This window comes from Flavobacterium sp. LC2016-23, assembly GCF_009674775.1.
GTDB lineage: Bacteria > Bacteroidota > Bacteroidia > Flavobacteriales > Flavobacteriaceae > Flavobacterium.
Map to the genome: position 1 here is coordinate 69,240 of NZ_WKKE01000027.1, position 22,663 is coordinate 91,902.

Here is a 22,663-nt window from a genome sequence, read left to right on the forward strand (position 1 = left end):
CGCTTAAAAATGAAAAGAATATTCATAACAGGATTTGCTTTATTAGCCTTATTTCAGGTAAGAGCCCAGAATGTCACTACTGATTCAACAAGTTACAAAAGCAAAAAATTAAAAGTAGACGAAGTAAATTTAGTTTCCAGCTATTACAAACAAGATGGAGATAACTCTGCCGTTACAGGCGGACGCGGCTCCGAACATCTTACCGATATAGCCAATACCATCGACGTTAAGCTGGTGAAATACGGCGAAACAGGAATTAAACATACCTTTGATATTGAAGCCGGAATTGATCATTATACCTCTGCCTCATCAGATATGATCGATTTAAGTGCCAATTCATCTGCTTCTTCTTCAGACAACAGATTCTATCCTTCCTTAACTTATTTAAGAGAAAATGAAGAGAAAGGAAGAACATTTGCCGTAGGAGTTTCATCATCAACCGAGTTTGATTACCAGTCTTTTGGAGGAAATATTAGTTTCTCGCAAAAAACGAAAGACAGAAACGGAGAATTTACCGCTAAATTTCAAACTTTTATTGATCAGCTCAAACTAATTGAACCTGTTGAACTTCGTACTCCGGGAAGCGAAGGGTACGATAGTGCCAACAGAAACACTTTTGCCGGAACTTTAAGTTATTCTCAGATTGTAAACAAAAACCTGCAGGTAATGCTGGTTGGGGATGTTATCAGCCAAAACGGTTATTTAAGCCTTCCTTTTCACAGGGTTTATTTTGCAGATAATTCGGTACATCAGGAAAAAATGCCGGATACCAGATTAAAAATTCCATTGGGAATAAGAGCAAGTTATTTTTTAGGCGACAATGTAATCATTAGGGCTTATTACAGATATTATACGGATGACTGGAGTTTGAAAGCCCATACTGCCGATCTTGAAATTCCTGTAAAATTAACCCAGGCTTTTTCATTGAGTCCATTTTACAGATATTATACCCAGACGGGAACAAAATATTTCAAGCCTTATGGTGAGCATACAGCCGCAGATGAATTCTATACCAGTAACTATGATTTGTCTAAGTTCGACAGCAGCTTCTTTGGAATGGGAATGAAATTTACACCTCCAAATGGAATTTTTGGTCTTAAACACTGGAATACCTTAGAGATTCGTTACGGTCATTACACCAGAACGACTAACATGACTTCTGATATTATCAGTATCAATATAAAATACAAATAAAAGTAAATTCCTTAAAAACAGAAATCGGAGCAGTTTTCCTTTACTTCACAAAAGGAAAATCTCCGATTTCTTTATTCAGTAAGCAGCTAGTTAATGACTTCATGCATTAAAATAAATTGCTATTAATGGGCTACAGAACGTTCAGGATTGTAAAGCATTGCCGTACACAAACAGTTTTTTCTCTCTTTGCTCATCAGTATTGGACAATTTACGCAGGACCTGCAGTTCTCCCAAAAAAAGCTGTCGGTAGTAAGCTCTGAATAAGTGACGGGCTCAAAACCGAGTTCATGGTTCATTTTCATTACGGCAAGACCAGTAGTCAGGCTAAATATGCGTGCCTTGGGATATTTGCTGCGGCTCAATTCAAAAATTTCCCTTTTAATCCGTTTTGCAAGGCCTGTATGTCTGAATTCAGGCGCCACAATCAGTCCGGAATTAGAAACATACCGATTATCTTCCCAGGAAGAAATAAAAGAGAAGCCTGCCCACCTGCCATCTGCTGCAAAGGCTATAATAGCTTCACCGTTTTTCATTTTTTCCTCAAGCGCTTCCGGTGCGCGCCCTGAAATCCCTGTTCCCCTTGCTAAAGCAGAAGCTAAAGTAACTTCACAAATTTCCTTTAACCAAAAAATATGGTCCGCACTAGCTACTTCAACAGTAAAACCCAGTTCCTCAGGTACAGGACTGTTGCCCGGTAAGCGGTTTTTTTCCGGCAATGTAACCTCATGCGGAAGATCTAAAACAGGTACTTTGGTCTTCATATGGCTTTAACGTATTTCCTTTTTTACGGTAGTATTGCATAAGTACTGTAGTGGAGATACGAAACACATTTTTCAAATTACATACCAATATTGCCAAACCGTTCACTGGAAGCCGTTACAACCTGTCAATCTATCACTTACAAAAAACAACACCATTTAGCAGCTGCTCCATTTCCTATCAAAATGATATGCTGCTATCATTTTGATATACTGGCAAGAATACTTTACTAAATCCGGTTCCATTGGTACTGTTTTCTTTTCTACGAGTTTAGAATAGCAGTTTTTGAGTCATTGCTATAAATAAATTTATCACAGAACATTATTTAATGCTTTAAAAATAATATCACTTTAAAATTTTTATGCCCTTTAATCATATAAAAAATGATTATTTTTGTTTAACAATTTTACTAAAAAAGTTAAACAAAATAAGATGAAGCCAATTATTGCAAAAATCGATAATAATGCCCTGAACGAAGTTCAGATCGACAGAATTATAGAAATGGCATGGGAAGACCGGACTCCCTTTGATGCCATACAATTTCAATTTGGCCTGGCTGAAGCCGATGTCAAAGCTTTGATGAAAAAGGAATTAAAATTCAGCAGTTACAAATTATGGCGCAAGCGGGTTGAAAACTGCGCGACAAAACATGCTGCCAGAAGACCTGAGGCAATAGATAGATTCAGATGCAGCAGACAGAGAGCGATTTCAAATAATAAAATCTCCAAGCGATAAAAATAGTTTTAGATCATGAAAAAAAATAGACCGGACAATGTAGTTTTTTCTGAGGAACATGGGTATAATGCCAGTTTGCTGCCGTACGCCACGAGTGTTGGCGCACCGGTAATAAAAGCAGATGATCTTGCAGGCTGGAAAATCATGGGGATCCATAAGGTAAACAGGGAATTCGAAAGCAAGTTCAATGAATTAAAAGCGCAGTACCAAAATTTAATCGAGGAATTTCAGTGGAATGAACTGCTGTACAACGCTAAATTTTCCTTTGAACCTATTGTGGGCGAAATCTATCATTTGTACAAAGATGCTGACGGTTTCAATTTTCTCTCGCTCATTGCACCACAAGAATGGAATAAAGAACACGTAGGTACTTTTAGACTGAACAGTGATAAAAAATGGATCCTGATTGATTAAAAAAGTGCTGCTTTACTTAAAACTAAAATAAATGAAAAACAAAATTAACCTCACTACCTCCAATCTGGAAAAAATGGAAAAGCACATTGTAGTGCATTTGATCAACAGTTTAGGCGGTTTTAAAAGCGTGGCATTGGTTGGAACTTCAGATCCGCAGGGGAACACCAATTTGTCTGTTTTTAGTTCTTTTTTTCACATTGGGGCCAATCCCCCACTCATAGGAATGATTTTCCGTCCGAGTCCGCCCGAGCGTGATTCTATGCGAAATATTCTAAGCACCGGTTTTTATACGCTCAATCATATCAACGAAAACATTTACAGACAAGCACATCAGACATCGGCGCGATATGATACAGAAATTTCAGAATTTGATGCAACGGGATTACGTAAAGAATATAAAAATGATTTTTTCGCTCCTTTTGTATTGGAAAGCAACATACAGCTCGGTATTGAATTTAAAGATAAAATAGATATTGCCATCAACAATACCACTTTGATTATTGGGGAAATAGTTGAAATCTTTATTCCTCAAGACTGTCTGAGTGATGATGGTTTTGTGAATTTAGAAAAAGCCAATACCCTTACCTGTTCCGGTTTAGACAGCTACCATAAAACCGTACAGCTCGACCGTTTGAGTTATGCCAAACCCAATAAGGAAATCACCTCACTGCTTGACAATTGAACCGAAAAAAAGTAAATATTATATGGTTTAAACGGGACCTGCGTTTTACAGATCACCTGCCCCTGTTTATGGCACAGCAGGAAAACATCCCTGTGCTTCTGATTTATTTTTTTGAGCCTTCAGTAATGGCTTATGATGATTCTGATGTTCGTCACTGGCGCTTTGTGTATGAATCGTTGCAGGAAATGCAGTCCAAATTAAAGACACTTGAAGCACAGATTTATTATTTTCATAATGAAGTCCGGACTGTTTTTGAGGAGTTGTGCAGGGTGTATGATATTAAGACCGTATTTTCGCATCAGGAAACCGGCAATAAAGTCACCTTTGACAGAGATATCGCCATGCAGTCTTTTTTTGAGGAACATCAGATGCTATGGAAACAATCGCAGCTGCATGGTGTCATCAGAAAATTAAAATCAAGACAAGACTGGGAAAAACGCTGGGAAAAAATAATGCGTTCACCTCCTCAGCTGATTGATCTGAATGCTTTTAAATTTGAAAATTTAGATTTCGGTTTTTATCAAAAATTAAAAGGAAAAACACTTTCAAAAGATATTACAGAGCGCAACAAAAACTTTCAGCAGGGCGGCGAATACTGGGCCTGGCGGTATTTGGAGAGTTTTGCAAAAGAGCGGCATGTAAACTACAGCAGACACATTTCCAAACCCGGTTTAAGCCGTAAAAGCTGCAGCCGCTTATCCCCTTATTTAGCTTACGGAAACATTAGCATGCGAATGGTGTATCAATATACCAATCAATTTTATGAGGCCTCACCAAACCCAAAGGCCATGCTTAATTTTGTATCGCGGCTCTACTGGCATTGCCATTTTATGCAGAAATTTGAAAGTGACTGCCGCATTGAGTTTGAAAATATGGACCGTAGTTTTGATGTGCTGAAAAAACCTAAAAACAGCACTTATATTACCGCATGGCAGGAAGGAAAAACCGGTGTGCCTATTGTAGATGCTTGTATGCGCTGTCTCGCCGAAACCGGTTTTATCAATTTTAGGATGCGTGCTCTGGTGGTCTCCTTTTTTGTATTTAATCTCTGGCAGGACTGGCGCGAACTCCATTTTTTAGCCCGGCAGTTTCTCGATTATGAACCCGGTATTCACTATCCGCAATTGCAGATGCAGGCGGGCGTAACCGGAACAGGGACAATCAGAATTTATAATCCCGTCAAAAACTCAGAAGAACATGATGCGGAAGGTGTTTTTATCAAACAATGGCTTCCTGAATTGGCTGCTATTCCGCCACATTTAATTCACGAACCCTGGAAATTAGGGCTTATAGATCAGCAGTTGTACAATTGTCAGATAGGAATTGATTATCCGTTTCCGATCGTTGATATTGAAGAGACAAGGAAACACGCCAGTGAAGCGATCTGGAGTGTCCGAAAAAAAGAAGTAGTCAACAAATAGAATAAAAGTAACCATCTTCAAAATCAAGTCTGATGCGCTCCGTAAAAAAGCAAAATCTTCCCTCTAAAATATGCCCGGTCTGCCAGCGTCCTTTCTCGTGGAGAAAGAAATGGGAAAAAGTATGGGATGAAGTAAAATATTGCAGTGATAAATGCAGAATGAATAAATAATATGGCAGACAAAACTTTAAGGCTCCTTCTTGGGGATCAGTTAAATAGTAAGCATTCCTGGTTTGAAACAACAGACCATTCGATAACGTATGTGATCATGGAAATTCGAACAGAAACCGATTATGCCACACATCACATACAAAAAATAACGGGCTTTTTTGCGGCGATGCGCCAGTTTTCCAATTTCCTGGAATCCCAAAAACACCAGTGCATTTATGTAAAAATAAACGACAAGGACAATTTACAGTCTCTTGAAGCCAATCTGTCCTTTATTATAGAAAGAGATCATTACACCAGATTCGAATACCAGCTGCCCGATGAATATCGTGTCGATCTGATATTGAAAAATTTCACTTCACAGCTTGCTATTGCTTCTAAAGTTTACGATACCGAACATTTTTTCAGCACCCGTCATGAACTCGGAAAATTCTTTGAAGGCAAAAAAACTTTTTTAATGGAAAGTTTTTATCGTGCCATGCGAAAGAAACATCAGGTACTGATGTCAGGAGATAATCCGATGACAGGTCAGTGGAATTACGATGAAGAAAACAGAAAGAAACTGCCTAAAAATCATAAACCGACGGCCCCTTTAGTTTTTAGTACTAATGTTTCAGATATTGTGGAGGCTATTTTGAAGACCGACATTAAAACAATGGGCATTATTGACAAAACCAATTTCATCTGGCCGGTAAACAGGGATCAGTCTCTTGAATTGCTTGCTTATTTTACAGCGGAATGTCTGCCCTTATTTGGTACTTATCAGGATGCCATGATTCCTGACGAATGGTCCTTATACCATTCCAGATTATCCTTTTCATTAAACACAAAAATGATTTCTCCGGCTGAAGTCATACAAGCCGCAATTGCCGCCTGGCAGAAAGAACCCGAGCGTATTGCTTACAATCAATTAGAAGGTTTTGTGCGCCAGATTATTGGCTGGCGCGAATATATGAGAGGTATTTACTGGCTAAAGATGCCGGAGTATGCCACATTGAATTTTTTCGATCATAAAGAAAAATTGCCCAATTGGTACTGGAATGGAAAAACTAAAATGAACTGTCTTAAAGAGGCTATTACACAGTCGCTAACATTTGCTTATGCACATCATATTCAGCGTTTAATGATTACAGGAAATTTTGCTCTTTTGGCCGGAACTGATCCCGACGAGGTCGATGCCTGGTATCTCGGCATCTATATTGACGCCCTCGATTGGGTTGAAATTACCAATACCCGCGGCATGAGCCAGTTTGCAGACGGAGGTATTGTCGGTACAAAACCGTATGTAAGTTCAGCTGCCTATATTGATAAAATGAGCCATTACTGCGGTACCTGTTTTTATAACAAAGCAAAAAAAACAGGAGAAAGAGCCTGCCCTTTTAACAGCTTGTACTGGAATTTTTATGATAAACAGGAAGCCAAACTTGGAAATAATCCCCGAATTGGAATGATGTATAAAATATGGCATAAAATGAAACCTGAAGATCAGGCAGCCTTATTAGAACAGGCAGAGTATTACCTAAACCATATTAATGAGCTGTAAAAAACAGCGTTATTTTGCAGCACTCTATTACATTATTATGAAAAAAGCTGCCTTTAAAGGGCAGCTTTACATAATTTAGGGAGTCGAAAATTTAAGAAATCTCGATCATCTTTGGTGACTTTTGTCTGGCCTGTTCCAGTTTTGGAATAGATAAAAGCAAAATTCCATTTTCGTAACGGGCACTAATTTTATCCTCGTCCACCACATTTTTAGGAAGTACAAAACTTCTCTGGAAAGACTGATAACTGAACTCTCTGCGGGTGTAATTTTCTTCCTCTGTATTTACCTGATTCTGCTTAGATGAAGCAATAAACAGTTGTCCGTTATCAAGGGTAACCCTGAAGTCTTCCTTGTTCATACCCGGAGCCGCAACCTCCACTTCATAATTCTCTTCCGTTTCCTTAATGTTTACCGAAGGCAGTGTGGTGCTTGTGGTTGAAAAATTGTTGTTTTCCCAATTGAAAAGATCGCGGCCAAAAACATCATCAAAAAACAAGCGCTGGAAAGCCGGCACACGGCCTCCGTTTCTTTTAATAAGATTCATAACAGTAATTTTTAAAATGGTTATACAATAAATTTTTGAACTTGCACAAAGGTGTGCAGCAGGAAAAAAACAAAAAATATGCCAGCGGTTAATTCTGACATTTTTTCATTATTGATTATGAAAAAATGTCATTTTAATGCAGAGATCATGCTGCTGTCTTATTTTTTTTACGATCCAGATTTTATAGTTTCAGGAAAAAATGTCACTTCCCCTGTAGCAATGTCGTGCGATCCGCCAACAATTCCAATTTCTCCGTTTTCAATCATTTCTTTTAAAATTGGACTGCGTTCCATGATTGATTTAACGGTGCGTTTCACATTAATAGCCGACACATTCTCTACAAAAGCAGCATTGCCCGAATTACGGTTTTCTTTGGTCTCGGTTTCATCATCAACGGCTGGTCTTATTTTGGTCAGCAAAGCTGTCAGATTGCCCATTTCAACATGGTCGCAGGCCCCTTTTACAGCACCGCATTTGGTATGACCTAATACTACTATAATTTTTGATCCCGCTACCTTACAGCCAAATTCCATACTGCCCAGGATGTCCTCGTTGATAATATTTCCGGCGATACGCACACTGAAAATGTCTCCAAGTCCCTGGTCGAAAATTAATTCCGCAGAAGTCCGGCTGTCTATACAGCTCAGAATTACAGCAAAAGGATGCTGTCCGTCTGAAGTTTCATTGGCCTGCTGCAAAAGATTACGGTTGATTTTCAGGTTGCTTACAAATCTCTGGTTTCCTTCCTTCAAAAGTTCTAAAGCCTTGGAAGGTGTTATTGCGGCCTGCATTTCTTTGGTTAATGTTTTCATTTGTAATTGGTTTTAAATGTTTATGATAAATAAAAATTTTCCGGCTGTTGCGGTTTCGGTATTTCCGGTTCTTTTAATAACTCTTTACTATTGATTTCAATTGTTCTTGCTATTGCTGTCAGAGGAGTATCTGCAGGACGGTTCTTTTGATTTGAATGATGAAGTAAAAATATAAAAAACTATCTTTAATAATAGTAATACTATTATAAATAGTTGTTAAATATTTTCAAAGAAACTATTACTATTAGAGCACAAATGTTTACTATATTTGCTCAAACGGTAATTTAGTTATGGAATTTCAAGTAAAATTTGATATCAACGAAAAGATATTTCTGCGAAATCCTGAAAGCAGTGAAGTGGGTAGATTAATGGTGAAAAAATCCATTGACCTGATTTATGAACTTGGTTTTGAACAATTTACTTTTAAAAAACTTGCGATAGAAATAAACAGTACCGAAGCTACTATTTACAGGTATTTTGAGAATAAGCACCGCCTTCTGCTCTACATCCTAAACTGGTATTGGTCTTACATGGAATTTTTAGTAACCTTCAAATTAGAAAATGTACTTGATAAAAAGGAAAGACTAAAAATAATTGTGAGCTTACTTACCCACGAATTCACAGAAAGTACCAGTCAGTCAGACTACAATAAAAAGCTGCTGAATCAAATTGTTATTGCAGAAAGCAGTAAAGTTTATTTGATCAAGGAAGTGGCAAAAATCAATAAAGACGAGGTATTTAAGCCTTATAAAGACTTATGCGGAAAGATAGCAGAGGTGATTTCAGATTACAATCCTGATTATAAATATCCGAGATCATTAAGCACTACGCTGATTGAAACTTCTCATCATCAACAGTACTTTAGTGCTAATTTACCCAAACTTACCGATGCTTCCTCACATACAAACCCGGAATTTACGACGCTGTTTATTGAAGATTTTTTATTTAAAATTCTGGCTTAGCTGCAGGTAGTACAGTAAAATGGGTACAAAAAGTAGTAGCGCTCCTTTCAGGGCTCCAGAATATTCTTTAAGAGTGCTTTTAATTCCTTAAAACTATTGGGTTTGGTGATGTATTTTTCGGTGTCATTCGTGATGCACAAATGTTCCGCGGCTGCTTGTGAGTAATTGGAATATAATATGACGGGGATTTGCCGCAGTTGCTTCACCTGCCTCATCTTCTCAAGAAATTCACAGCCGTTCATGGAAGGCATATTATAATCCAGAAATATCAGGTCCGGCAGTTTATCACTGCTTTGAAGATTTTCCAGGGCTTTAATCGGGTTTGTTTCAGCCACGCATTTTATAGTATCATTTAGATCATTGATTGCTTCTATAAATATCTCGGTATCATCACTGTCATCATCAATCAATAATATGTTTTTGTATAACATTGTGCTTGTTCTTTTATAGTTTTTGTGGGCTAGTCCTTTCATTACGGTTAAGTTTTTGCGGGTGTTTTAATTTTCCGGCTGACATGTAAATTTAAAAGACCTGTACTACAGAAAGTACAGGTCTGTTCTTAAGTCAGAAGCAGCATTTATTTTACCTCTTATTCCTGATCATTAGTATGGTTAGCATCAAAGTTGATGGTGTTATAAGCAGCTTCCGTTAGTAGTGTATCTGCTTCTTTTTCCTCCGCCAGTGTTCGCTCCAGCAGTAATACAGCATCATCCTCACCCAGAGTGGTAGCAAAAGCCGCTAATGTTCCGTAAGTGGCAATTTCGTAGTGCTCTATTTTTTGTGATGCGGCAATAATTCCGGCATCACGAACAGGGCCGAGCTCTGTTTCCTCCATGATACTTTCGCCCTCTTTGATAAGACCTTCCATAGCATCACATTTTTTAGCCGTTGCCTTTTCACCAATCAATGAAAAAACTTTTTCAAGTCTTGTCACCTGTCCCTGTGTTACCGCAAGGTGATCATTGATTGCTGTAATAAGATTTTCGGAAGTCGCATTTTTTGCCATTTTAGGCAATGCTTTCGTTAGTGCTTTTTCAGCCCAGTAAATATCTTTTAGAGAATCTACAAATAAGGCTCTTAGCCCTTCCGCAGCAGACGATTTTGCTTTTACAGTTCCGTCAGAACTCGTTTTCGTTGCAGGCTTTGTTGCGCTTTTAGCCGGTTTACTCTTTGTTTTTGAAGCTGATGTATCTTTTGTGGTAGTTTTCATAATTTTTAATTTTTTGATTATACCCAAATATACAATGGCTTTATTTTCTTAATTTACACAATAAGCAGTATTTTTTTATACTATTCAAATAAAAAGCATTTAAAAATCAGCAAATTATAAAATGACTATCCGTTACTTGTACCAATTTTGAGAATGGCACACGGATGACAAGGATTTAAAACGATAAAAAACGGATTTTTATATTAATAGCAGCGAAAATCAGTCTAATCCGTGTCATCTGCATCCTTTATTAGGCATTAGTCCGCTTAGCGGACAGTCATAAATTATAAGTAAAATCTTTTTTATTTAACCGTAAATTGCCCGAAGCGTCACAAAAGTTACGGTTCGCTTCGAAACTAAATTTTCGGGCAGCTTCCGCTTAAAAATCTAAAATTTCATTGGCTTCCAGAACAGAAGTTCCCTGAGGCATTTTCCAGGGTGCCTTAGCCAGCTTCATGGCCAGTATTTCGGTAGAAAGCGGTTTGTATTTTTTCAACAGTCCGATTCCGTTAAGGAATCCAAGCACTTTCACTATTACTTTCTCCCCCGCCCTGTCGGTACCCGGACGTAAAAGAGGTCCGGGTTTGAAGATGATATACTGCGCGAAATTAAGTCCTGCAATAGCATCTTCGAGTTCTCCCTTCATTTTTGAATAGAAAATCGTGCTTTTAGGTGAGGCATCGGAAGAAGACACCAGCACAAGTGCACCCACCCCGTTATGTTTTGCAACAGAAGCAAATTCAGCGGGAATATCAAAATCGATTTTCCACTGTTCCTTCTTGGAGCCGGCTGCTTTAAGGGTTGTTCCCAAACAGGAAAAAAGAACATCTCCGGTTATGAGTTCCTTGTACTGTTCTATTTTTGAAAAGTCGATCACATGCTCTGTTAACTTGGGGTGTGATTTTCCGGTAGACCGTCTTACAAAGATCGATACCGAAGTATAATCATCATCCTGTATCAGTTCGTCTAACAAAAATTTTCCTGTGGAACCCGTGGCTCCTATTAAAAGTGCTTTCATAGTTTTATATTTAGTAGTGAATCCTTTTGGTCCGGGAAATGGAAGAAGCCACTTTTTTAACGATACGGTTAAGGTAACAAAAAAACATTTTCATTCCAATCCGAATCCGGTGAAAAGGATACTGAGCAAAACTTTCACTTTTTGAAAAAAATATGTTTTAGGTAAAGTACTATCTTTACTTCAAAGCAATTCAGTACCAGAATGTCCCAATACATCAAAAACGAGCCGGTAAGGCTGGCCTTCTACTACTATCTGAATCAGGATGTTCTTTTTCTGGCCAAAGATCTTTTGGGTAAGGTCCTTTATACGCAAATCGAAGGAGAAATTACGGCCGGAATAATTGTAGAAACCGAAGCCTATTTTGGTGTCCGCGACAAAGCTTCGCATGCTTATGGCGGACGACGCACCAACCGAACGGAAACCTTGTACCGCGAGGGAGGCATCTCCTATGTTTATTTATGCTACGGAATTCATAATCTCTTTAATATTGTGAGTGCTGTCGAAGGCGAACCGCATGCCGTGCTGATACGGGCTATCGAACCTCTGGTGGGCATAGCTGCAATCGAAGCCCGCAGAAATATGCCAGCCACTAAAGCAGCCATTTCTTCCGGCCCCGGTTCTGCGGCCAAAGCTTTGGGAATCGATCGCTCTTTTAATGGAAAAGAACTAACCGGAGAAGAAATCTGGGTAGAAGATCACGGAATTCGATATCCGGATGATGTGATTGCTGCAGTACCGCGTGTGGGTGTTGCTTACGCTCAGGAAGACGCACTTCTCCCCTGGCGCTTTTTCGTTAAAGACAATAAATATGTGAGCAAACCGAACAAGGTGTAAGGCCTTACTTTAAAATTTTAGAATGTTCTTCTCTTATTTTGAAAACCGAATAAGACAACCGCGCTACAAAAAAAATGCCCAAAAGTCACAGACCTTTGGGCATTTTTAAGAAGAACCCTTCGTGAGTGCTACTTTTCCTTACCCGTTTAGGGTATCCGGATCTGTAAAACCCAGCTGATGGAGTTCGCTTAAAAACTCAAATTCCTCCCTGGGAAACAGCTGAAGGACCATCTCGAGGATAATGATGACATTCATACCGGATTTTCTGTCGGCTGCTGTTTTGTGTTCCTCCTCTTCCAGCGACAAAATACACAATCGCAGCAAATCGGTAATGGCACAACTGAGTTCAAAATAACTCTGCAGCCTGATTTTAGTGATCAAAGCCTTTGTTTTACTGCCAGCTTTATTAGGCGACTCTAAATACGCTGTTACTAATTTTTTAAGGTTTTTCAAATCTTCAATTTCATTTTTTTCCATGGTGCTGTGTTTTTTAAATTGTATCTTGTTCCTCGTTATATTTTTCGCGTGTTTTCTTTTTTATTATGCGAAAAATCGTACTTTTACCGCAAGTACGAAATACATTTTTGCATACTGAACTTTTTTTTTCTGTATGGTACAGCAAAAAATATGTTTTCTACATTTGGTCTCTTATTACACTTAATTATTATCTTTGACTTATGAGCACACTTACAAAACCAAACCATATAGGGCGAAAAATCAGCCGTATTCGCGAACTGAAAGACATGAAACAGGAAGCACTGGCGCAGGCTTTAGGAACCAATCAACAAGCGGTGTCTATTATGGAAAACAGCGAAACGATAGAAGAAGAAAAACTAATTGAAGTGGCAAAAGCACTTGGCGTAAGTGTGGAAGCCATTAAAAATTTCTCGGAAGAAGGCGTATTTAATTACTTTAATACCTTTAATGATAGTAGTCAGGGAACTGTTGGGAACTATAATATATGCACCTTTAATCCATTGGATAAATTAATGGAAGTGTATCAGGAAAAAGAGAAGTTGTACGAACGTTTATTGCAAGCTGAAAAAGATAAAAATGACTATTTGGAGAAATTAGTAAAAGGGAAATAAGCTTTTATAAAAATATATTGATTTGAGAAAGAGACTTAAGGGTCTCTTTTTTTGTTTTTGAAAAATAATTATGAAAAATTGAATTCTATATGAAGTCTTGATTTTAAAGCTTTGCTCCATATTTAGCTGTTTCATCTGAATTTCTATGAATAACTTTCATCTTTGAAAAGTTTTTTTTAAAACATCAAATCAATTTGAATTAACTTCTTTCTTAGGATATCCCTTTTTGTACTCCACCGTTATTATATATGCTCGCTTGCTTAAGTGCAAATTAATTTCACCCGAATTTAACTCCCATCTTTTATGTAATTCACTATTTCCTGAATTTATAGCGTCACTAGCAGCTTTAAAATCTTCACTAATGATTATTTTGGATGGAAGTGAAGAATGTTCGTATGAAGGATCTTCAAAATCAAAATCATTGTCGTATAAAACATAATCTATTTCCCATATCAACTTTGATAAACCAACGGAGTTTTTCTCCGCAGCCCACCAATAAGTTCTCTCGTCGAAGGTTGACCATTCATAAGTTTTGTAAATGGAATCCTGTTGAATCTTCTTTTTTATAGAGCCTAAAGGATAAAACTTCAAATCCTTTTTCACTGAAAATTCCTTATCAATTTTATCTATATATGTTAATTTGCATGAGTTTTCCTTCTCGTATTTATATGTTATTTTTTTTCTAAAATTATATATAAATAATGTACTACTAGTTTCGCCAATGTAATTTAAATCCTGACTAAAACCAGTTTTTATTAATTTACCGTAATAACTAAATTGTACATCCTTATTTGCAAAGCCAGCCTTGCTATATGTAATTAAATGATAAAGTCCTAATAAGAAACCTACAGCAGTTATTATGGGTCCAAAAGCTAAATTACGACCTTTAGTATTACTTTCAAGCCTTGCAATAAGGGCAAAAGATGAAAATAAAATATAGAAAAGTAAATTAGGATTTATCTGTACTGGCTCAGTAAACATTGCAATTAATGCAAACGAACTAATTATTATACTACAATAAAGATTAAATTTAGATTCTTCTGTGTTTTCTAGTTCTCTTTTATAGATAAATTTCTTCAATGGTCGAACGACTATATACTCTATTAAAAGTACTGCAAATACCGTTGGAAGAATTAACGTAACTGAAAAAAATAAGATATCATTCAGAGTCAAATAATAGATAATAGGAACGTTAAAAAAATAGTAGTAGATTGACATATAAAGTAATCCCAACCCATATCCTGCGACTGAGAATAGTATCAAATTTGATTTAATAAATTCTGTATATTTCTTCATACATTTTTTAAGCAAACTTAGAAAAAAGGTTTTATATAAAATCAAAATTAGACTACGTAGAAATACCTGTTTATAATTGTTTTAAAAAATATTCACATAGTTTTTTGCTGAAGACGACCTTTATATCATATGTTTGTCAACAATAATACAAAAAGTAGCAGAGTATATAAGATTTACAAACGTTTAATGATTTGAATATTTTAATACTATTAAAAGAAATAATTAAATTAAAGGCCTAAATCTTAAGTTAAAAACTTGCTGTAGATGAATAAAAATTCTCATTTGTTTAAATCCCGTAAAGCTTTAAAAGTGTTTTTAAAAGCCAAAAGGAGAAAGAAAAAACTAAAAAATATTAAGCACAAAGGATCAGTGCACTTAACTCAAAATCTAACAAGAAAATATAATAAACGAAAATATAGAGGACATCAAAGTAAAATTTTCAAAAAAAAACCAGAATATAATGATGTAATAAAATTTCTTATTCCGCATTATAAAAAATTTTCGGAAAGACAATTACCTGCAAATGACGACGGAAACTTAATTGTTCCCAAAACATTTTCTATTTCTGAAAACACTGAAGAATCAATGTACTTTTTAAAGAGACTTTTTCACTGTTTATACTCTGAGAAACCAAAATTAATTATAGTGGATTACATACTTTGCGATTATTTAGATGTAGACGCATCAGCATGCATGGATTTAATTTTAGAGGGATTTATAAATTACTATAATAAATGCCTAAACAAAGGACATAAAGTAAAAATTGATAGAATTCTACCTAAAAATTTTGAAAACAAACCAAAAATTAAAAATGTTCTATTTTCAATTGGAGCATACAAAAATTTAAAGCGGTTTGAGATGATAAAAAGTCCTGATGCAGATTTTATAGCTTTTAACTTAAGAATTGGAGACAAGCAGCAAGACAAAACAGGTGTCTTAAAAGAGATACATGAAACGGAGATAGTAGATTATGTTATTGATTGTTTAGCAAGTTCAGGACATGTATTAACATCCACTGCAGAGGGTAATTTATCAAAAGTTGTTGGAGAAGTTATGGCCAATGCAGAAGAACATTCAAATTTCCGATATCGATATGCAATTGGATATTATATGAAGCCTAACAAAATTAATAATGATTTGGGAGTTTTTAAATTATCAATATTTAACTTTGGTCAAACAATTTATGAATCCTTTTCTAAAAATGATAATTGTAACTCAGTCATCGTTGAACAGATGGCAGATCTTTCACAACAATATACCACAAAAAGATGGTTTAAGAAAGCTAAATTTGAAGAAGAAACATTATGGACCTTATATTCATTACAAGAAGGTGTCACATCAATGAAAAACTGGAAAAGAGGAAAAGGAACTATACGATTTATTGACCGTTTTTTTAAGCTTAAAGGGGATGATTGTAATGACAATGTATCAAAGTTGACACTTATATCGGGTAATTCTAAAATTATATTTGATGGAACTTATCCTCTTCAAGAAATTATAAAAGGAAATGATGAAAAACCAATGCAAGTAATGACATTTAATAATAGTGGTAACATAAGTGAATTACCTAATGATAAATACGTTACCTTTGTACCCCCAACTTTTCCGGGTACGTTGATAACAGCAAAAATTTGTTTAACAAATAAGAATATAATATAATGGAAGCGATAATTGATTTGTCTAATTTTAGAACACCAGGATCCAAAGTCTTTACAGGTAGAGACAGAGGAATTGTTGTTCGAAATAATTCTAAAATTGATGAACTTATTACAAATAGTAATCACATAGAAATTTTAGTACCCGAAGATATTAGATCTATTAATCCATCTTTTTTGGAAGAATTTTTAATTAATGTAGTGCAAAAATTAGGAAAAGCTAATTTTTATAAAAATGTTTTTTTTAGAACTTCGGGAAAATATGACATTGAGGAAGATTTACAAGAAGCAGTTGATAGTATCTTAAGAGAAGAAAATGGACTTTCAAAATAAGTTCTTTTTTAATTTTATTTTTCAAAAAGGAGGCCCATGGGAAATGCAGTTGTCCGATATTGCCGATATTTCGCAAGTTTTTATAGCTTTAATAAATATCGGCCTCGTCATTTTTATAATCCGAACCGATCTTAAAAAAACAAGCGACGCAAAAGCCGATGAAGCTTTTAAAAATTCTACATCTATTAAACTTCAAGGTTTTAAAGATTTTGTCATTACTCCAAATTTCAACCACCTTCAAGACTTTTTTAATAACCTTCTAAGTCTAAAACAACAAATTACTTCGGCACAGATTAATGAGGAATTAAATATTGAACTTAATAAGTTCATTAAAAGTGAGGTTAGTAAGTTTAGAGTCAACTTTAATGATGCTATTTTAAACGTTAATAGAGGACTTTTTGATGCTATAAAATTAAAAATAGAGAAGTTAAGCGATGATTTGATTACAGTGATTTCAGATGGTAATCATGACCTAACAGATATCGAGCTATTCTCAATTCACATCTTCACTCCTATTAATTACACCAAAAACGAAATTATTGCTTTAATAATCTCATATAAAGGAGATTAAATAATTTCATTAAAACATAAGTAATCCACCTTTTTATTATATTCCAAGGTAATATACTTTGCTAAATTCGGGAGATCTTCAATAGCATTATCTATAAGTTGGTGGTATTCCAGAAGTGTAAACTTTTCTCCGTAATATTCTTTATTATAAAAATCTTTTTCCAGGTGGTCTGAAAAAATGTCTGGTATGATAATAAAATTACTTGATTCTGATTTTGTCATGAGATTCCACTCTACGTTTCCCTTAAAATTCACAAGGACATCTTTTAAAAAATTGTATTTCTCGTCTTCTTTGCCAATGTTCTCAAATCGAAAGCGCAAAAAAGGAGGATGTGAATAACGATCATCTATCGAATACATACTTACTTTTGAGGTTGCAATTTTTGCAATTTTTGATAGCGCTAAAAATATACTACGGTTTGTTTCCATATTATTAAAATTGTAAAAAAACATAATCTGTTTACTTACAATAATCTTTGCCTTAACACCACTTCTTCCTGCTGCAATACCAGTAGTTTTAGGGTGTACTGCTCTTGTACCAACAGGCTGTTTTTCTTCAGGACATCTTGTGCATTGCTTTTTATAAGCGGCAAAAGTTCCTGCTCCGAGGTATCAGTATGTTGTCCCTTCGCCATCAGTGCATCAGCAATCCTGACCGCATTTTGAGCCGACTGGTATTTTTTCCTGCATTTCTCGAGTTGGTCTGATACAAGGCGTTGCTTGTGTTGGTTAAAGATAATCTCCTCTTCTATGTATTTATTTATTCGTGCCTGCTCTTCCTTTAGGACAGCAGCATCCGGTGCTTCGGTCTCAGCTTCTTTTACAATAATAAGCATTTCGGTCAGTTTGAGCAGCGCGTCTTTAGGCAGACTGCGCCTTCCTGTCAGGAACAACGCCCATTGCACGCGCGTTACCCCCAGCAATATGGCCATTTCTTCCTGCGGTATTCCTAATAGCGCTCCAATATTTTCCTCTTTCATCATTCCTGCTTTAAGTTATTCTATTTTATTTGATGAACAAATTTGATAATATTTTTTATTTGTTTCAAAAGCGGTAACAAAAAATAAAAAAATTAAAATTTGTTCCCGTTTTTGAAACAATATATTTTTTTAATTGATTTTGTTTGATTAAAAAATTCTCGCGTCCCGCTCGTGAATATTTTTTAAATTTGAATGTAAATCTATTTTAGGATTTAGTGCAAATAGGTTAAACTTTTTTCCGGACAAAACAGGGATATTTATTCAATTTCATAACTTGATTCTACTTCAATATATTCTTTTTTATTCTCGACGTCTTTAACCAAAACTATAACGAAATCCTTCAGGTATTCCCAAAGTCCGTAATCGTTTAATTTCAGTTTTTTGTTTTTATCGTAAAATTTAGAAGAACGAATAAATTTTTTAAGGCAGCGTTTTTTCGACTTCACATTTTGATTTTTTATCTTTTTAACTTCAGTAAAATAAAAATTACCAACGGCAACTCCGCTCCCATCTTTAATATAAAAATGATTTGGAATTTCAACATGTGTCGTTAGGTACTTTTTATCGTAAGTAAAAAAAAGCGTGTCCTTACCTCTTACCTGAGCTTTTAAAGAAACTATCAAAAGGATTGCAATAAATACAGTAAAAATATATTTTTTCATAATTAAGGAAGTGACTTTAAATATTCTCAGTTTTATTCAATTTCGTAACTTGATTTTACCTGAATGTATTTCTTTTTGCCATCTGCGTTTTTGACTAAAAAAATATAATAATCTCTGAAGTATTTCCAAAGTTCATAATCATTTAATTTCGGATTTTTATTTTTATCAAAATACTTTGAGGAGTGCACAAATTTTCTAAGACAGATTCCCTTTGAATTTATTTTTTGGTCTTCTAAAGTTTTAACTTCCGTAAAGTAAAAAGCGCCATTGTTCGTGCCATTGCTATCCTTTAGATAAAGATGATTCGGAATATTATCATATGTTCTAATATAATTATTATCGTAAGCAAAATAAAGCGTGTCTTTTGGGTTTTCATGAGCCTGTAGAAGAGTTGAAAATAGACACAGTACAATAAGGGCAACAGTTTTCATACTATTTTTTTTCTAATGCAAAAAGGCTAATCGTAAAAGTTAGCCTTTCTTAAGTTAAAAATGTTTAATTCAATATTTTGTGATGTATTTATCTTAATCTAACTAATCAATTTCATGACCAGCTTGTACGTGAATATATTCATTTTTTCGAACTAAATAAACAACATGTTTACTTAAATATTCTGCCAATTTGTTATCGTCCAACACTTTCTTTTTATTATAAAATTTTGGATCATGGACAAATTCCTTAAGGCATAGCATTTTTTTCTTTTTCAGGTTCTTTACAATTTGAACTTCATTCAGGAAGAAAGTCCCACTGCCACCAGCCTTACTATCGTCTAAATAATATTGTTTTGGTATTTCGGCATATGTTTTTATATACTTATTATCATATTTAAAAAAAAGGGTGTCTTTATCTCTTTCCTGAGCTTGTAAAAAGACAACAAAAAAGAGTGTAATAAATAAACTAAAAATATTTTTTTTCATAATTATAAGGCGGTAAACAATTAAATATAATTATTAAAGAAACACCGTGCTGGCGCTGGCGTCACGCTCTTGAATATTTTTTATTTAATAATAATTATAATCTCCTATTCTTTTAACAACAAGCCATTTTTCGTTTTCTTTTTTCATGATTACAACTTCTGGTTGAGGACTAGCAAAGAACGGACAGATACTTACGTAAAACATTATGTATTTTTTATCCATATAATACATGGGTTCAGATATCATGATAACTGTATCAATTCTAGTATTTAAATACTTTTCCATAAATGGTCCTCCCAATAAGCCATCTTTGTTTTCCAATATAAAATCGTAAGCAGGAAAATCTTCTTTTCTCCAATATTTTTTTATAGTATCCTGAGCATAATGTTTGTACATTTTTTTCCAATATTTTTCTTCAAATAAACCTCCTGTGTAATCTGTAAGATCATTTGAATCAATTATATGGGTAGCTCCTTCTCCACGATTAAAAAGTCTTAGAGCTGAAGTATAATTTACTTTATCACTTTGTAAAATATATTTTTTTCCTTTTTCTAACTTTTGTGTTTCTAAGAAAACAGTGACAGGCTCATAACTTTCTATATGTTGAGCACTGGCGCACGATAAAATGAGAAAGGGAAATATTATAAATGCTTTTTTTAATTTTTTCATGATATTTATTTTTTACAAGGTGTTCCTATAGGCATATTACCTCTGGTGCTGCCAGCATCCCGCTCGTGAAGACAAGTAAATGTATTTTAGGACTTAGTGTAAATATGTAAACTTTTTTCAGGACGACACAGGGAACCACTATCTTATTACTCCGCTTTAATCATAAATAATTACGATAGGATATACTTTTATATATTGCGTTTTGTTGCCTAATTTTCTAACCAAATAAACTATAGTATCGCTAAAAAAATTAACCAATTCATAATTCTTTAATTTTTGCGGTTTGTCCCTATTATAAAATTGCGGTTGGTGTATAAATTCTTTTAGACAAAGTACTTTTTTAGGTTTTAAATTATTTAAAATTTCAATTCCTTTAAAAGATAACTCTTCATCACTGTTTTTCTCTTTAAGCAAAAACTTCATAGGAGCAGATTCTTCTTCATAGATGTATGAGTCATCATATTTAAAAAAAAGTGTGTCTTTTACTTTTTCCTGAGCAGTTACAGAACCTGGAGATATAAAAGAAAATACAATTAGAAAGTATGTTTTCATAAATTAAATATTTTAAAAATTAATAAGGACAAAGAACCGTTTTACCTAATAGGTTGGCCTTATTTGCCAGTGATTCAATCAAGGCTTTTTTATCAGTGGGTAAATCTGCCCATGCCTTTACATTGCTGTCTCTTAAACCTACGCTTGGAAGTATTTTTGAGTAGTTAAAATAATTTTTGTATTTTAATTTATTTCCATAACATTATTGTAATGGTATAATTCGATCCATTTACCATTCACTTTTTTTAGTAGTACCGCTTTTTCGTTAGAAAAACCAATCTCAACAGCAAACGATTTATAAAATAAGAGTGCATGCTTTTTATCTGTCGTTATTAATGGTTTTGATAAGTAAATCCCATTATGTCCTAATTTATGACTTCCTCGTTTCATTATTGTGCTATACGGAATGATTTTTAAATTTTGGCCTTTAAAATCTGATTTTTTCCAATGATAGGTTATGGTATCTATTGTGACTTCTTTTTTTAGAATACTTATCTCCATTGAATCAATTTCCCAAACATAGGGAGGATATCCATTTGGTGCAAAACGTATTTTACCTTCATAAAGATTTCTCTCGTTGTAAGCATTTTCATAATATTGTAAAGCTTGAATTTTAGGCAAAGCCTCCTTAACTAAAATAGTAGCAGATTTATCTGTTTTTAATTCTTCATTTAAAAAATCGTTTATCACTTCCTTTTCAATTTTTAAAGATGAACAGGAAATAAAAGTTCCCATTAAAATTATCCATATTATTTGTTTCATAATTTTTAATTATTTACAAGATTTCTCCCCGCTGGCGTGAGCGTCCCGCTCGTGAATATTTTTAAATTTCAATGTAAATCTATTTTAGGATTTAGTTTAAATATGTAAACTTTTTTCAGGACGACACAATTTTATGTTCACGAGCGGGATGCTCACGTTAGCGGGGGACTTTTATAATAAAAAACAGTATCTAAGATTTAGAATGCTGCTTTAATTTTTATTTGGTACCATAGTATTGAATAAAGTACTTTCTTAATCAAGGAAATTATTTTTTAATCTTTTTATATAAATGATAAAATATATAGAGTGTTAGAGAAAACAATAGTAAAATTGTTGCTACAGGCAAATAGGTAAAGACATAAAAAGTATCATGAATATTAATATCTACACAATATTCAGTCGGATAAATATAACCGTAAATTAGCATCCCAAAGCCTAAAATTAAAAAGAAGTATATAAAATATTTCATAATCTTGTATAATATTCATCCAAAAAGAATGCGTTAAAAAAAAGTAAAATCACCTCTGCTAGTGCCAACAGTAAATCTATTTTAGGATTTAGTGTAAATATGTAAACTTTTTTCAGGACAAAACAGGGGGTATTTATTCAATTTCATAACTTGATTCTACCTGAATATATTCTTTTTTATTCCCCACATCTTTAACCAAAACTATAACAAAATCCTTCAGGTATTCCCAAAGCCCGTAATCGTTTAATTTCAGTTTTTTGTTTTTATCATAAAATTTAGAAGAACGAATAAATTTTTGAAGGCAGCGTTTTTTCGACTTTACATTTTGATTTTTTATCTTTTTAACTTCAGTAAAATAAAAATTACCAACGGCAACTCCGCTCCCATCTTTAATATAAAAATGATTTGGAATTTC

At 34.5% G+C, this 22,663-nt stretch carries 30 protein-coding genes; 13 read left to right on the forward strand and 17 right to left on the reverse strand.

Features of this window, described 5'->3' with window-relative positions:
- The first annotated feature begins 9 nt into the window (after positions 1-9).
- The gene (locus GJU43_RS20065; protein ID WP_154343320.1) at positions 10-1,194 is read left to right on the forward strand and encodes a DUF3570 domain-containing protein; all 1,185 of its coding nucleotides are present in this window, start codon (positions 10-12) and stop codon (positions 1,192-1,194) included.
- Between the two features lie 122 nt (positions 1,195-1,316).
- Here the strand turns inward: GJU43_RS20065 and GJU43_RS20070 are convergent, their stop codons facing one another.
- Entirely contained in the window at positions 1,317-1,955 is a 639-nt protein-coding gene (locus tag GJU43_RS20070; RefSeq protein WP_370455665.1) for a GNAT family N-acetyltransferase, read from the reverse strand.
- Positions 1,956-2,385: 430 nt separating this feature from the next.
- On the opposite strand from GJU43_RS20070, the gene GJU43_RS20075 reads away from it, so the two are divergent.
- Genes GJU43_RS20075 through GJU43_RS20100 form a run of 6 tightly spaced genes read left to right on the forward strand, consistent with a single transcriptional unit; the run spans position 2,386 to position 6,915 of the window.
- The gene (locus tag GJU43_RS20075; RefSeq protein ID WP_154343322.1) at positions 2,386-2,688 is read left to right on the forward strand and encodes a TIGR03643 family protein; all 303 of its coding nucleotides are present in this window, start codon (positions 2,386-2,388) and stop codon (positions 2,686-2,688) included.
- A gap of 15 nt (positions 2,689-2,703) precedes the next feature.
- Positions 2,704-3,102 (forward strand): DUF2452 domain-containing protein, encoded by a 399-nt coding sequence (locus GJU43_RS20080; protein WP_154343324.1) that lies wholly within the window; start codon positions 2,704-2,706, stop codon positions 3,100-3,102.
- 31 nt (positions 3,103-3,133) lie between these two features.
- The gene (locus GJU43_RS20085; protein ID WP_154343326.1) at positions 3,134-3,784 is read left to right on the forward strand and encodes a flavin reductase family protein; all 651 of its coding nucleotides are present in this window, start codon (positions 3,134-3,136) and stop codon (positions 3,782-3,784) included.
- Positions 3,781-5,205 carry a cryptochrome/deoxyribodipyrimidine photo-lyase family protein gene (locus tag GJU43_RS20090; protein ID WP_154343328.1) on the forward strand — a complete coding sequence of 475 codons (1,425 nt, stop codon included), beginning with the start codon at positions 3,781-3,783 and terminating at the stop codon, positions 5,203-5,205. Before GJU43_RS20085 ends, GJU43_RS20090 begins: the two co-directional genes overlap by 4 nt.
- A 32-nt stretch (positions 5,206-5,237) precedes the next feature.
- Positions 5,238-5,375, forward strand: coding sequence for a DUF2256 domain-containing protein (locus GJU43_RS20095; RefSeq protein WP_154343330.1), 138 nt, complete (start codon positions 5,238-5,240; stop codon positions 5,373-5,375).
- A 1-nt stretch (position 5,376) separates the two neighbouring features.
- Positions 5,377-6,915, forward strand: a complete 1,539-nt coding sequence (locus GJU43_RS20100) for a cryptochrome/photolyase family protein (RefSeq protein ID WP_154343332.1) — start codon at positions 5,377-5,379, stop codon at positions 6,913-6,915.
- 91 nt (positions 6,916-7,006) lie between these two features.
- Here the strand turns inward: GJU43_RS20100 and GJU43_RS20105 are convergent, their stop codons facing one another.
- Together GJU43_RS20105 and GJU43_RS20110 are read right to left on the reverse strand one after the other, a co-directional pair.
- Positions 7,007-7,459: an Hsp20/alpha crystallin family protein gene (locus GJU43_RS20105; RefSeq protein ID WP_154343334.1), complete on the reverse strand. Its 453-nt coding sequence runs from the start codon at positions 7,457-7,459 to the stop codon at positions 7,007-7,009.
- 167 nt (positions 7,460-7,626) lie between these two features.
- A complete protein-coding gene (locus GJU43_RS20110) occupies positions 7,627-8,271 on the reverse strand; it encodes a carbonic anhydrase family protein (protein WP_154343336.1) in 645 nt (214 codons plus the stop codon).
- A 290-nt stretch (positions 8,272-8,561) separates the two neighbouring features.
- Here GJU43_RS20110 and GJU43_RS20115 point away from each other — a divergent pair, with 290 nt between their 5' ends.
- Positions 8,562-9,233, forward strand: coding sequence for a TetR/AcrR family transcriptional regulator (locus GJU43_RS20115; protein ID WP_154343338.1), 672 nt, complete (start codon positions 8,562-8,564; stop codon positions 9,231-9,233).
- Between the two features lie 47 nt (positions 9,234-9,280).
- On the opposite strand, the gene GJU43_RS20120 is transcribed toward GJU43_RS20115, so the two are convergent.
- The 3 genes from GJU43_RS20120 to GJU43_RS20130 all read right to left on the reverse strand — a co-directional run bounded on the left by GJU43_RS20120 (position 9,281) and on the right by GJU43_RS20130 (position 11,461).
- Positions 9,281-9,706, reverse strand: coding sequence for a response regulator (locus tag GJU43_RS20120; protein WP_154343340.1), 426 nt, complete (start codon positions 9,704-9,706; stop codon positions 9,281-9,283).
- Positions 9,707-9,822: 116 nt separating this feature from the next.
- On the reverse strand, positions 9,823-10,443 hold the full coding sequence (locus tag GJU43_RS20125; RefSeq protein WP_154343342.1) for a ferritin-like domain-containing protein: 621 nt from the start codon (positions 10,441-10,443) through the stop codon (positions 9,823-9,825).
- 379 nt (positions 10,444-10,822) lie between these two features.
- Positions 10,823-11,461 (reverse strand): NAD(P)H-binding protein, encoded by a 639-nt coding sequence (locus GJU43_RS20130; RefSeq protein ID WP_154343344.1) that lies wholly within the window; start codon positions 11,459-11,461, stop codon positions 10,823-10,825.
- A 201-nt stretch (positions 11,462-11,662) separates the two neighbouring features.
- Between GJU43_RS20130 and GJU43_RS20135 the strand changes: the two genes are divergently transcribed.
- A complete protein-coding gene (locus GJU43_RS20135) occupies positions 11,663-12,295 on the forward strand; it encodes a DNA-3-methyladenine glycosylase (protein WP_154343345.1) in 633 nt (210 codons plus the stop codon).
- 138 nt (positions 12,296-12,433) lie between these two features.
- Here GJU43_RS20135 and GJU43_RS20140 read toward each other — a convergent pair whose 3' ends face one another.
- Positions 12,434-12,772, reverse strand: a complete 339-nt coding sequence (locus tag GJU43_RS20140; protein WP_154343348.1) for a hypothetical protein — start codon at positions 12,770-12,772, stop codon at positions 12,434-12,436.
- A gap of 200 nt (positions 12,773-12,972) precedes the next feature.
- On the opposite strand from GJU43_RS20140, the gene GJU43_RS20145 reads away from it, so the two are divergent.
- Positions 12,973-13,383 carry a helix-turn-helix domain-containing protein gene (locus tag GJU43_RS20145; RefSeq protein WP_154343350.1) on the forward strand — a complete coding sequence of 137 codons (411 nt, stop codon included), beginning with the start codon at positions 12,973-12,975 and terminating at the stop codon, positions 13,381-13,383.
- A 189-nt stretch (positions 13,384-13,572) separates the two neighbouring features.
- On the opposite strand, the gene GJU43_RS20150 is transcribed toward GJU43_RS20145, so the two are convergent.
- Positions 13,573-14,679 carry a hypothetical protein gene (locus GJU43_RS20150; protein ID WP_154343352.1) on the reverse strand — a complete coding sequence of 369 codons (1,107 nt, stop codon included), beginning with the start codon at positions 14,677-14,679 and terminating at the stop codon, positions 13,573-13,575.
- 264 nt (positions 14,680-14,943) lie between these two features.
- On the opposite strand from GJU43_RS20150, the gene GJU43_RS20155 reads away from it, so the two are divergent.
- The 3 genes from GJU43_RS20155 to GJU43_RS20165 are packed head-to-tail and all read left to right on the forward strand — an operon-like array spanning position 14,944 to position 17,238.
- Positions 14,944-16,338 carry a hypothetical protein gene (locus tag GJU43_RS20155; RefSeq protein WP_154343354.1) on the forward strand — a complete coding sequence of 465 codons (1,395 nt, stop codon included), beginning with the start codon at positions 14,944-14,946 and terminating at the stop codon, positions 16,336-16,338.
- The gene (locus tag GJU43_RS20160) at positions 16,338-16,667 is read left to right on the forward strand and encodes a DUF4325 domain-containing protein (RefSeq protein WP_154343356.1); all 330 of its coding nucleotides are present in this window, start codon (positions 16,338-16,340) and stop codon (positions 16,665-16,667) included. The genes GJU43_RS20155 and GJU43_RS20160 overlap by 1 nt, the downstream gene beginning before the upstream one ends.
- The gene (locus tag GJU43_RS20165) at positions 16,651-17,238 is read left to right on the forward strand and encodes a hypothetical protein (RefSeq protein ID WP_154343357.1); all 588 of its coding nucleotides are present in this window, start codon (positions 16,651-16,653) and stop codon (positions 17,236-17,238) included. The genes GJU43_RS20160 and GJU43_RS20165 overlap by 17 nt, the downstream gene beginning before the upstream one ends.
- Here GJU43_RS20165 and GJU43_RS20170 read toward each other — a convergent pair.
- The 9 genes from GJU43_RS20170 to GJU43_RS22870 all read right to left on the reverse strand — a co-directional run.
- Positions 17,235-17,666, reverse strand: a complete 432-nt coding sequence (locus tag GJU43_RS20170; RefSeq protein WP_154343358.1) for a hypothetical protein — start codon at positions 17,664-17,666, stop codon at positions 17,235-17,237. The genes GJU43_RS20165 and GJU43_RS20170 overlap by 4 nt on opposite strands.
- Positions 17,667-17,701: 35 nt before the next feature.
- Entirely contained in the window at positions 17,702-18,220 is a 519-nt protein-coding gene (locus GJU43_RS20175; RefSeq protein ID WP_154343359.1) for a hypothetical protein, read from the reverse strand.
- Positions 18,221-18,474: 254 nt separating this feature from the next.
- On the reverse strand, positions 18,475-18,879 hold the full coding sequence (locus GJU43_RS20180; protein ID WP_154343360.1) for a hypothetical protein: 405 nt from the start codon (positions 18,877-18,879) through the stop codon (positions 18,475-18,477).
- Positions 18,880-18,911: 32 nt separating this feature from the next.
- A complete protein-coding gene (locus GJU43_RS20185) occupies positions 18,912-19,310 on the reverse strand; it encodes a hypothetical protein (protein ID WP_154343361.1) in 399 nt (132 codons plus the stop codon).
- 102 nt (positions 19,311-19,412) lie between these two features.
- On the reverse strand, positions 19,413-19,796 hold the full coding sequence (locus tag GJU43_RS20190; RefSeq protein ID WP_154343362.1) for a hypothetical protein: 384 nt from the start codon (positions 19,794-19,796) through the stop codon (positions 19,413-19,415).
- A gap of 84 nt (positions 19,797-19,880) precedes the next feature.
- Positions 19,881-20,465: a hypothetical protein gene (locus GJU43_RS20195; RefSeq protein WP_154343363.1), complete on the reverse strand. Its 585-nt coding sequence runs from the start codon at positions 20,463-20,465 to the stop codon at positions 19,881-19,883.
- Positions 20,466-20,621: 156 nt separating this feature from the next.
- The gene (locus GJU43_RS20200) at positions 20,622-21,017 is read right to left on the reverse strand and encodes a hypothetical protein (protein ID WP_154343364.1); all 396 of its coding nucleotides are present in this window, start codon (positions 21,015-21,017) and stop codon (positions 20,622-20,624) included.
- 183 nt (positions 21,018-21,200) lie between these two features.
- Positions 21,201-21,779 (reverse strand): hypothetical protein, encoded by a 579-nt coding sequence (locus tag GJU43_RS20205; RefSeq protein WP_154343366.1) that lies wholly within the window; start codon positions 21,777-21,779, stop codon positions 21,201-21,203.
- A gap of 602 nt (positions 21,780-22,381) precedes the next feature.
- Positions 22,382-22,663 (reverse strand): hypothetical protein (locus GJU43_RS22870; protein WP_195760076.1); only part of this gene is annotated, 282 nt, incomplete at its 5' end.

Bases quoted from the DNA above. Each gene is read 5' to 3' on its own strand.
- GJU43_RS20065 (WP_154343320.1), top strand. From the start codon at position 10: ATGAAAAGAATATTCATAACAGGATTTGCTTTATTAGCCTTATTTCAG.
- GJU43_RS20070 (WP_370455665.1), bottom strand. From the start codon at position 1,955: ATGAAGACCAAAGTACCTGTTTTAGATCTTCCGCATGAGGTTACATTG.
- GJU43_RS20075 (WP_154343322.1), top strand. From the start codon at position 2,386: ATGAAGCCAATTATTGCAAAAATCGATAATAATGCCCTGAACGAAGTT.
- GJU43_RS20080 (WP_154343324.1), top strand. From the start codon at position 2,704: ATGAAAAAAAATAGACCGGACAATGTAGTTTTTTCTGAGGAACATGGG.
- GJU43_RS20085 (WP_154343326.1), top strand. From the start codon at position 3,134: ATGAAAAACAAAATTAACCTCACTACCTCCAATCTGGAAAAAATGGAA.
- GJU43_RS20095 (WP_154343330.1), top strand. From the start codon at position 5,238: ATGCGCTCCGTAAAAAAGCAAAATCTTCCCTCTAAAATATGCCCGGTC.
- GJU43_RS20100 (WP_154343332.1), top strand. From the start codon at position 5,377: ATGGCAGACAAAACTTTAAGGCTCCTTCTTGGGGATCAGTTAAATAGT.
- GJU43_RS20105 (WP_154343334.1), bottom strand. From the start codon at position 7,459: ATGAATCTTATTAAAAGAAACGGAGGCCGTGTGCCGGCTTTCCAGCGC.
- GJU43_RS20110 (WP_154343336.1), bottom strand. From the start codon at position 8,271: ATGAAAACATTAACCAAAGAAATGCAGGCCGCAATAACACCTTCCAAG.
- GJU43_RS20115 (WP_154343338.1), top strand. From the start codon at position 8,562: ATGGAATTTCAAGTAAAATTTGATATCAACGAAAAGATATTTCTGCGA.
- GJU43_RS20120 (WP_154343340.1), bottom strand. From the start codon at position 9,706: ATGAAAGGACTAGCCCACAAAAACTATAAAAGAACAAGCACAATGTTA.
- GJU43_RS20125 (WP_154343342.1), bottom strand. From the start codon at position 10,443: ATGAAAACTACCACAAAAGATACATCAGCTTCAAAAACAAAGAGTAAA.
- GJU43_RS20130 (WP_154343344.1), bottom strand. From the start codon at position 11,461: ATGAAAGCACTTTTAATAGGAGCCACGGGTTCCACAGGAAAATTTTTG.
- GJU43_RS20135 (WP_154343345.1), top strand. From the start codon at position 11,663: ATGTCCCAATACATCAAAAACGAGCCGGTAAGGCTGGCCTTCTACTAC.
- GJU43_RS20140 (WP_154343348.1), bottom strand. From the start codon at position 12,772: ATGGAAAAAAATGAAATTGAAGATTTGAAAAACCTTAAAAAATTAGTA.
- GJU43_RS20145 (WP_154343350.1), top strand. From the start codon at position 12,973: ATGAGCACACTTACAAAACCAAACCATATAGGGCGAAAAATCAGCCGT.
- GJU43_RS20150 (WP_154343352.1), bottom strand. From the start codon at position 14,679: ATGAAGAAATATACAGAATTTATTAAATCAAATTTGATACTATTCTCA.
- GJU43_RS20155 (WP_154343354.1), top strand. From the start codon at position 14,944: ATGAATAAAAATTCTCATTTGTTTAAATCCCGTAAAGCTTTAAAAGTG.
- GJU43_RS20160 (WP_154343356.1), top strand. From the start codon at position 16,338: ATGGAAGCGATAATTGATTTGTCTAATTTTAGAACACCAGGATCCAAA.
- GJU43_RS20165 (WP_154343357.1), top strand. From the start codon at position 16,651: ATGGACTTTCAAAATAAGTTCTTTTTTAATTTTATTTTTCAAAAAGGA.
- GJU43_RS20170 (WP_154343358.1), bottom strand. From the start codon at position 17,666: ATGGAAACAAACCGTAGTATATTTTTAGCGCTATCAAAAATTGCAAAA.
- GJU43_RS20175 (WP_154343359.1), bottom strand. From the start codon at position 18,220: ATGATGAAAGAGGAAAATATTGGAGCGCTATTAGGAATACCGCAGGAA.
- GJU43_RS20180 (WP_154343360.1), bottom strand. From the start codon at position 18,879: ATGAAAAAATATATTTTTACTGTATTTATTGCAATCCTTTTGATAGTT.
- GJU43_RS20185 (WP_154343361.1), bottom strand. From the start codon at position 19,310: ATGAAAACTGTTGCCCTTATTGTACTGTGTCTATTTTCAACTCTTCTA.
- GJU43_RS20190 (WP_154343362.1), bottom strand. From the start codon at position 19,796: ATGAAAAAAAATATTTTTAGTTTATTTATTACACTCTTTTTTGTTGTC.
- GJU43_RS20195 (WP_154343363.1), bottom strand. From the start codon at position 20,465: ATGAAAAAATTAAAAAAAGCATTTATAATATTTCCCTTTCTCATTTTA.
- GJU43_RS20200 (WP_154343364.1), bottom strand. From the start codon at position 21,017: ATGAAAACATACTTTCTAATTGTATTTTCTTTTATATCTCCAGGTTCT.
- GJU43_RS20205 (WP_154343366.1), bottom strand. From the start codon at position 21,779: ATGAAACAAATAATATGGATAATTTTAATGGGAACTTTTATTTCCTGT.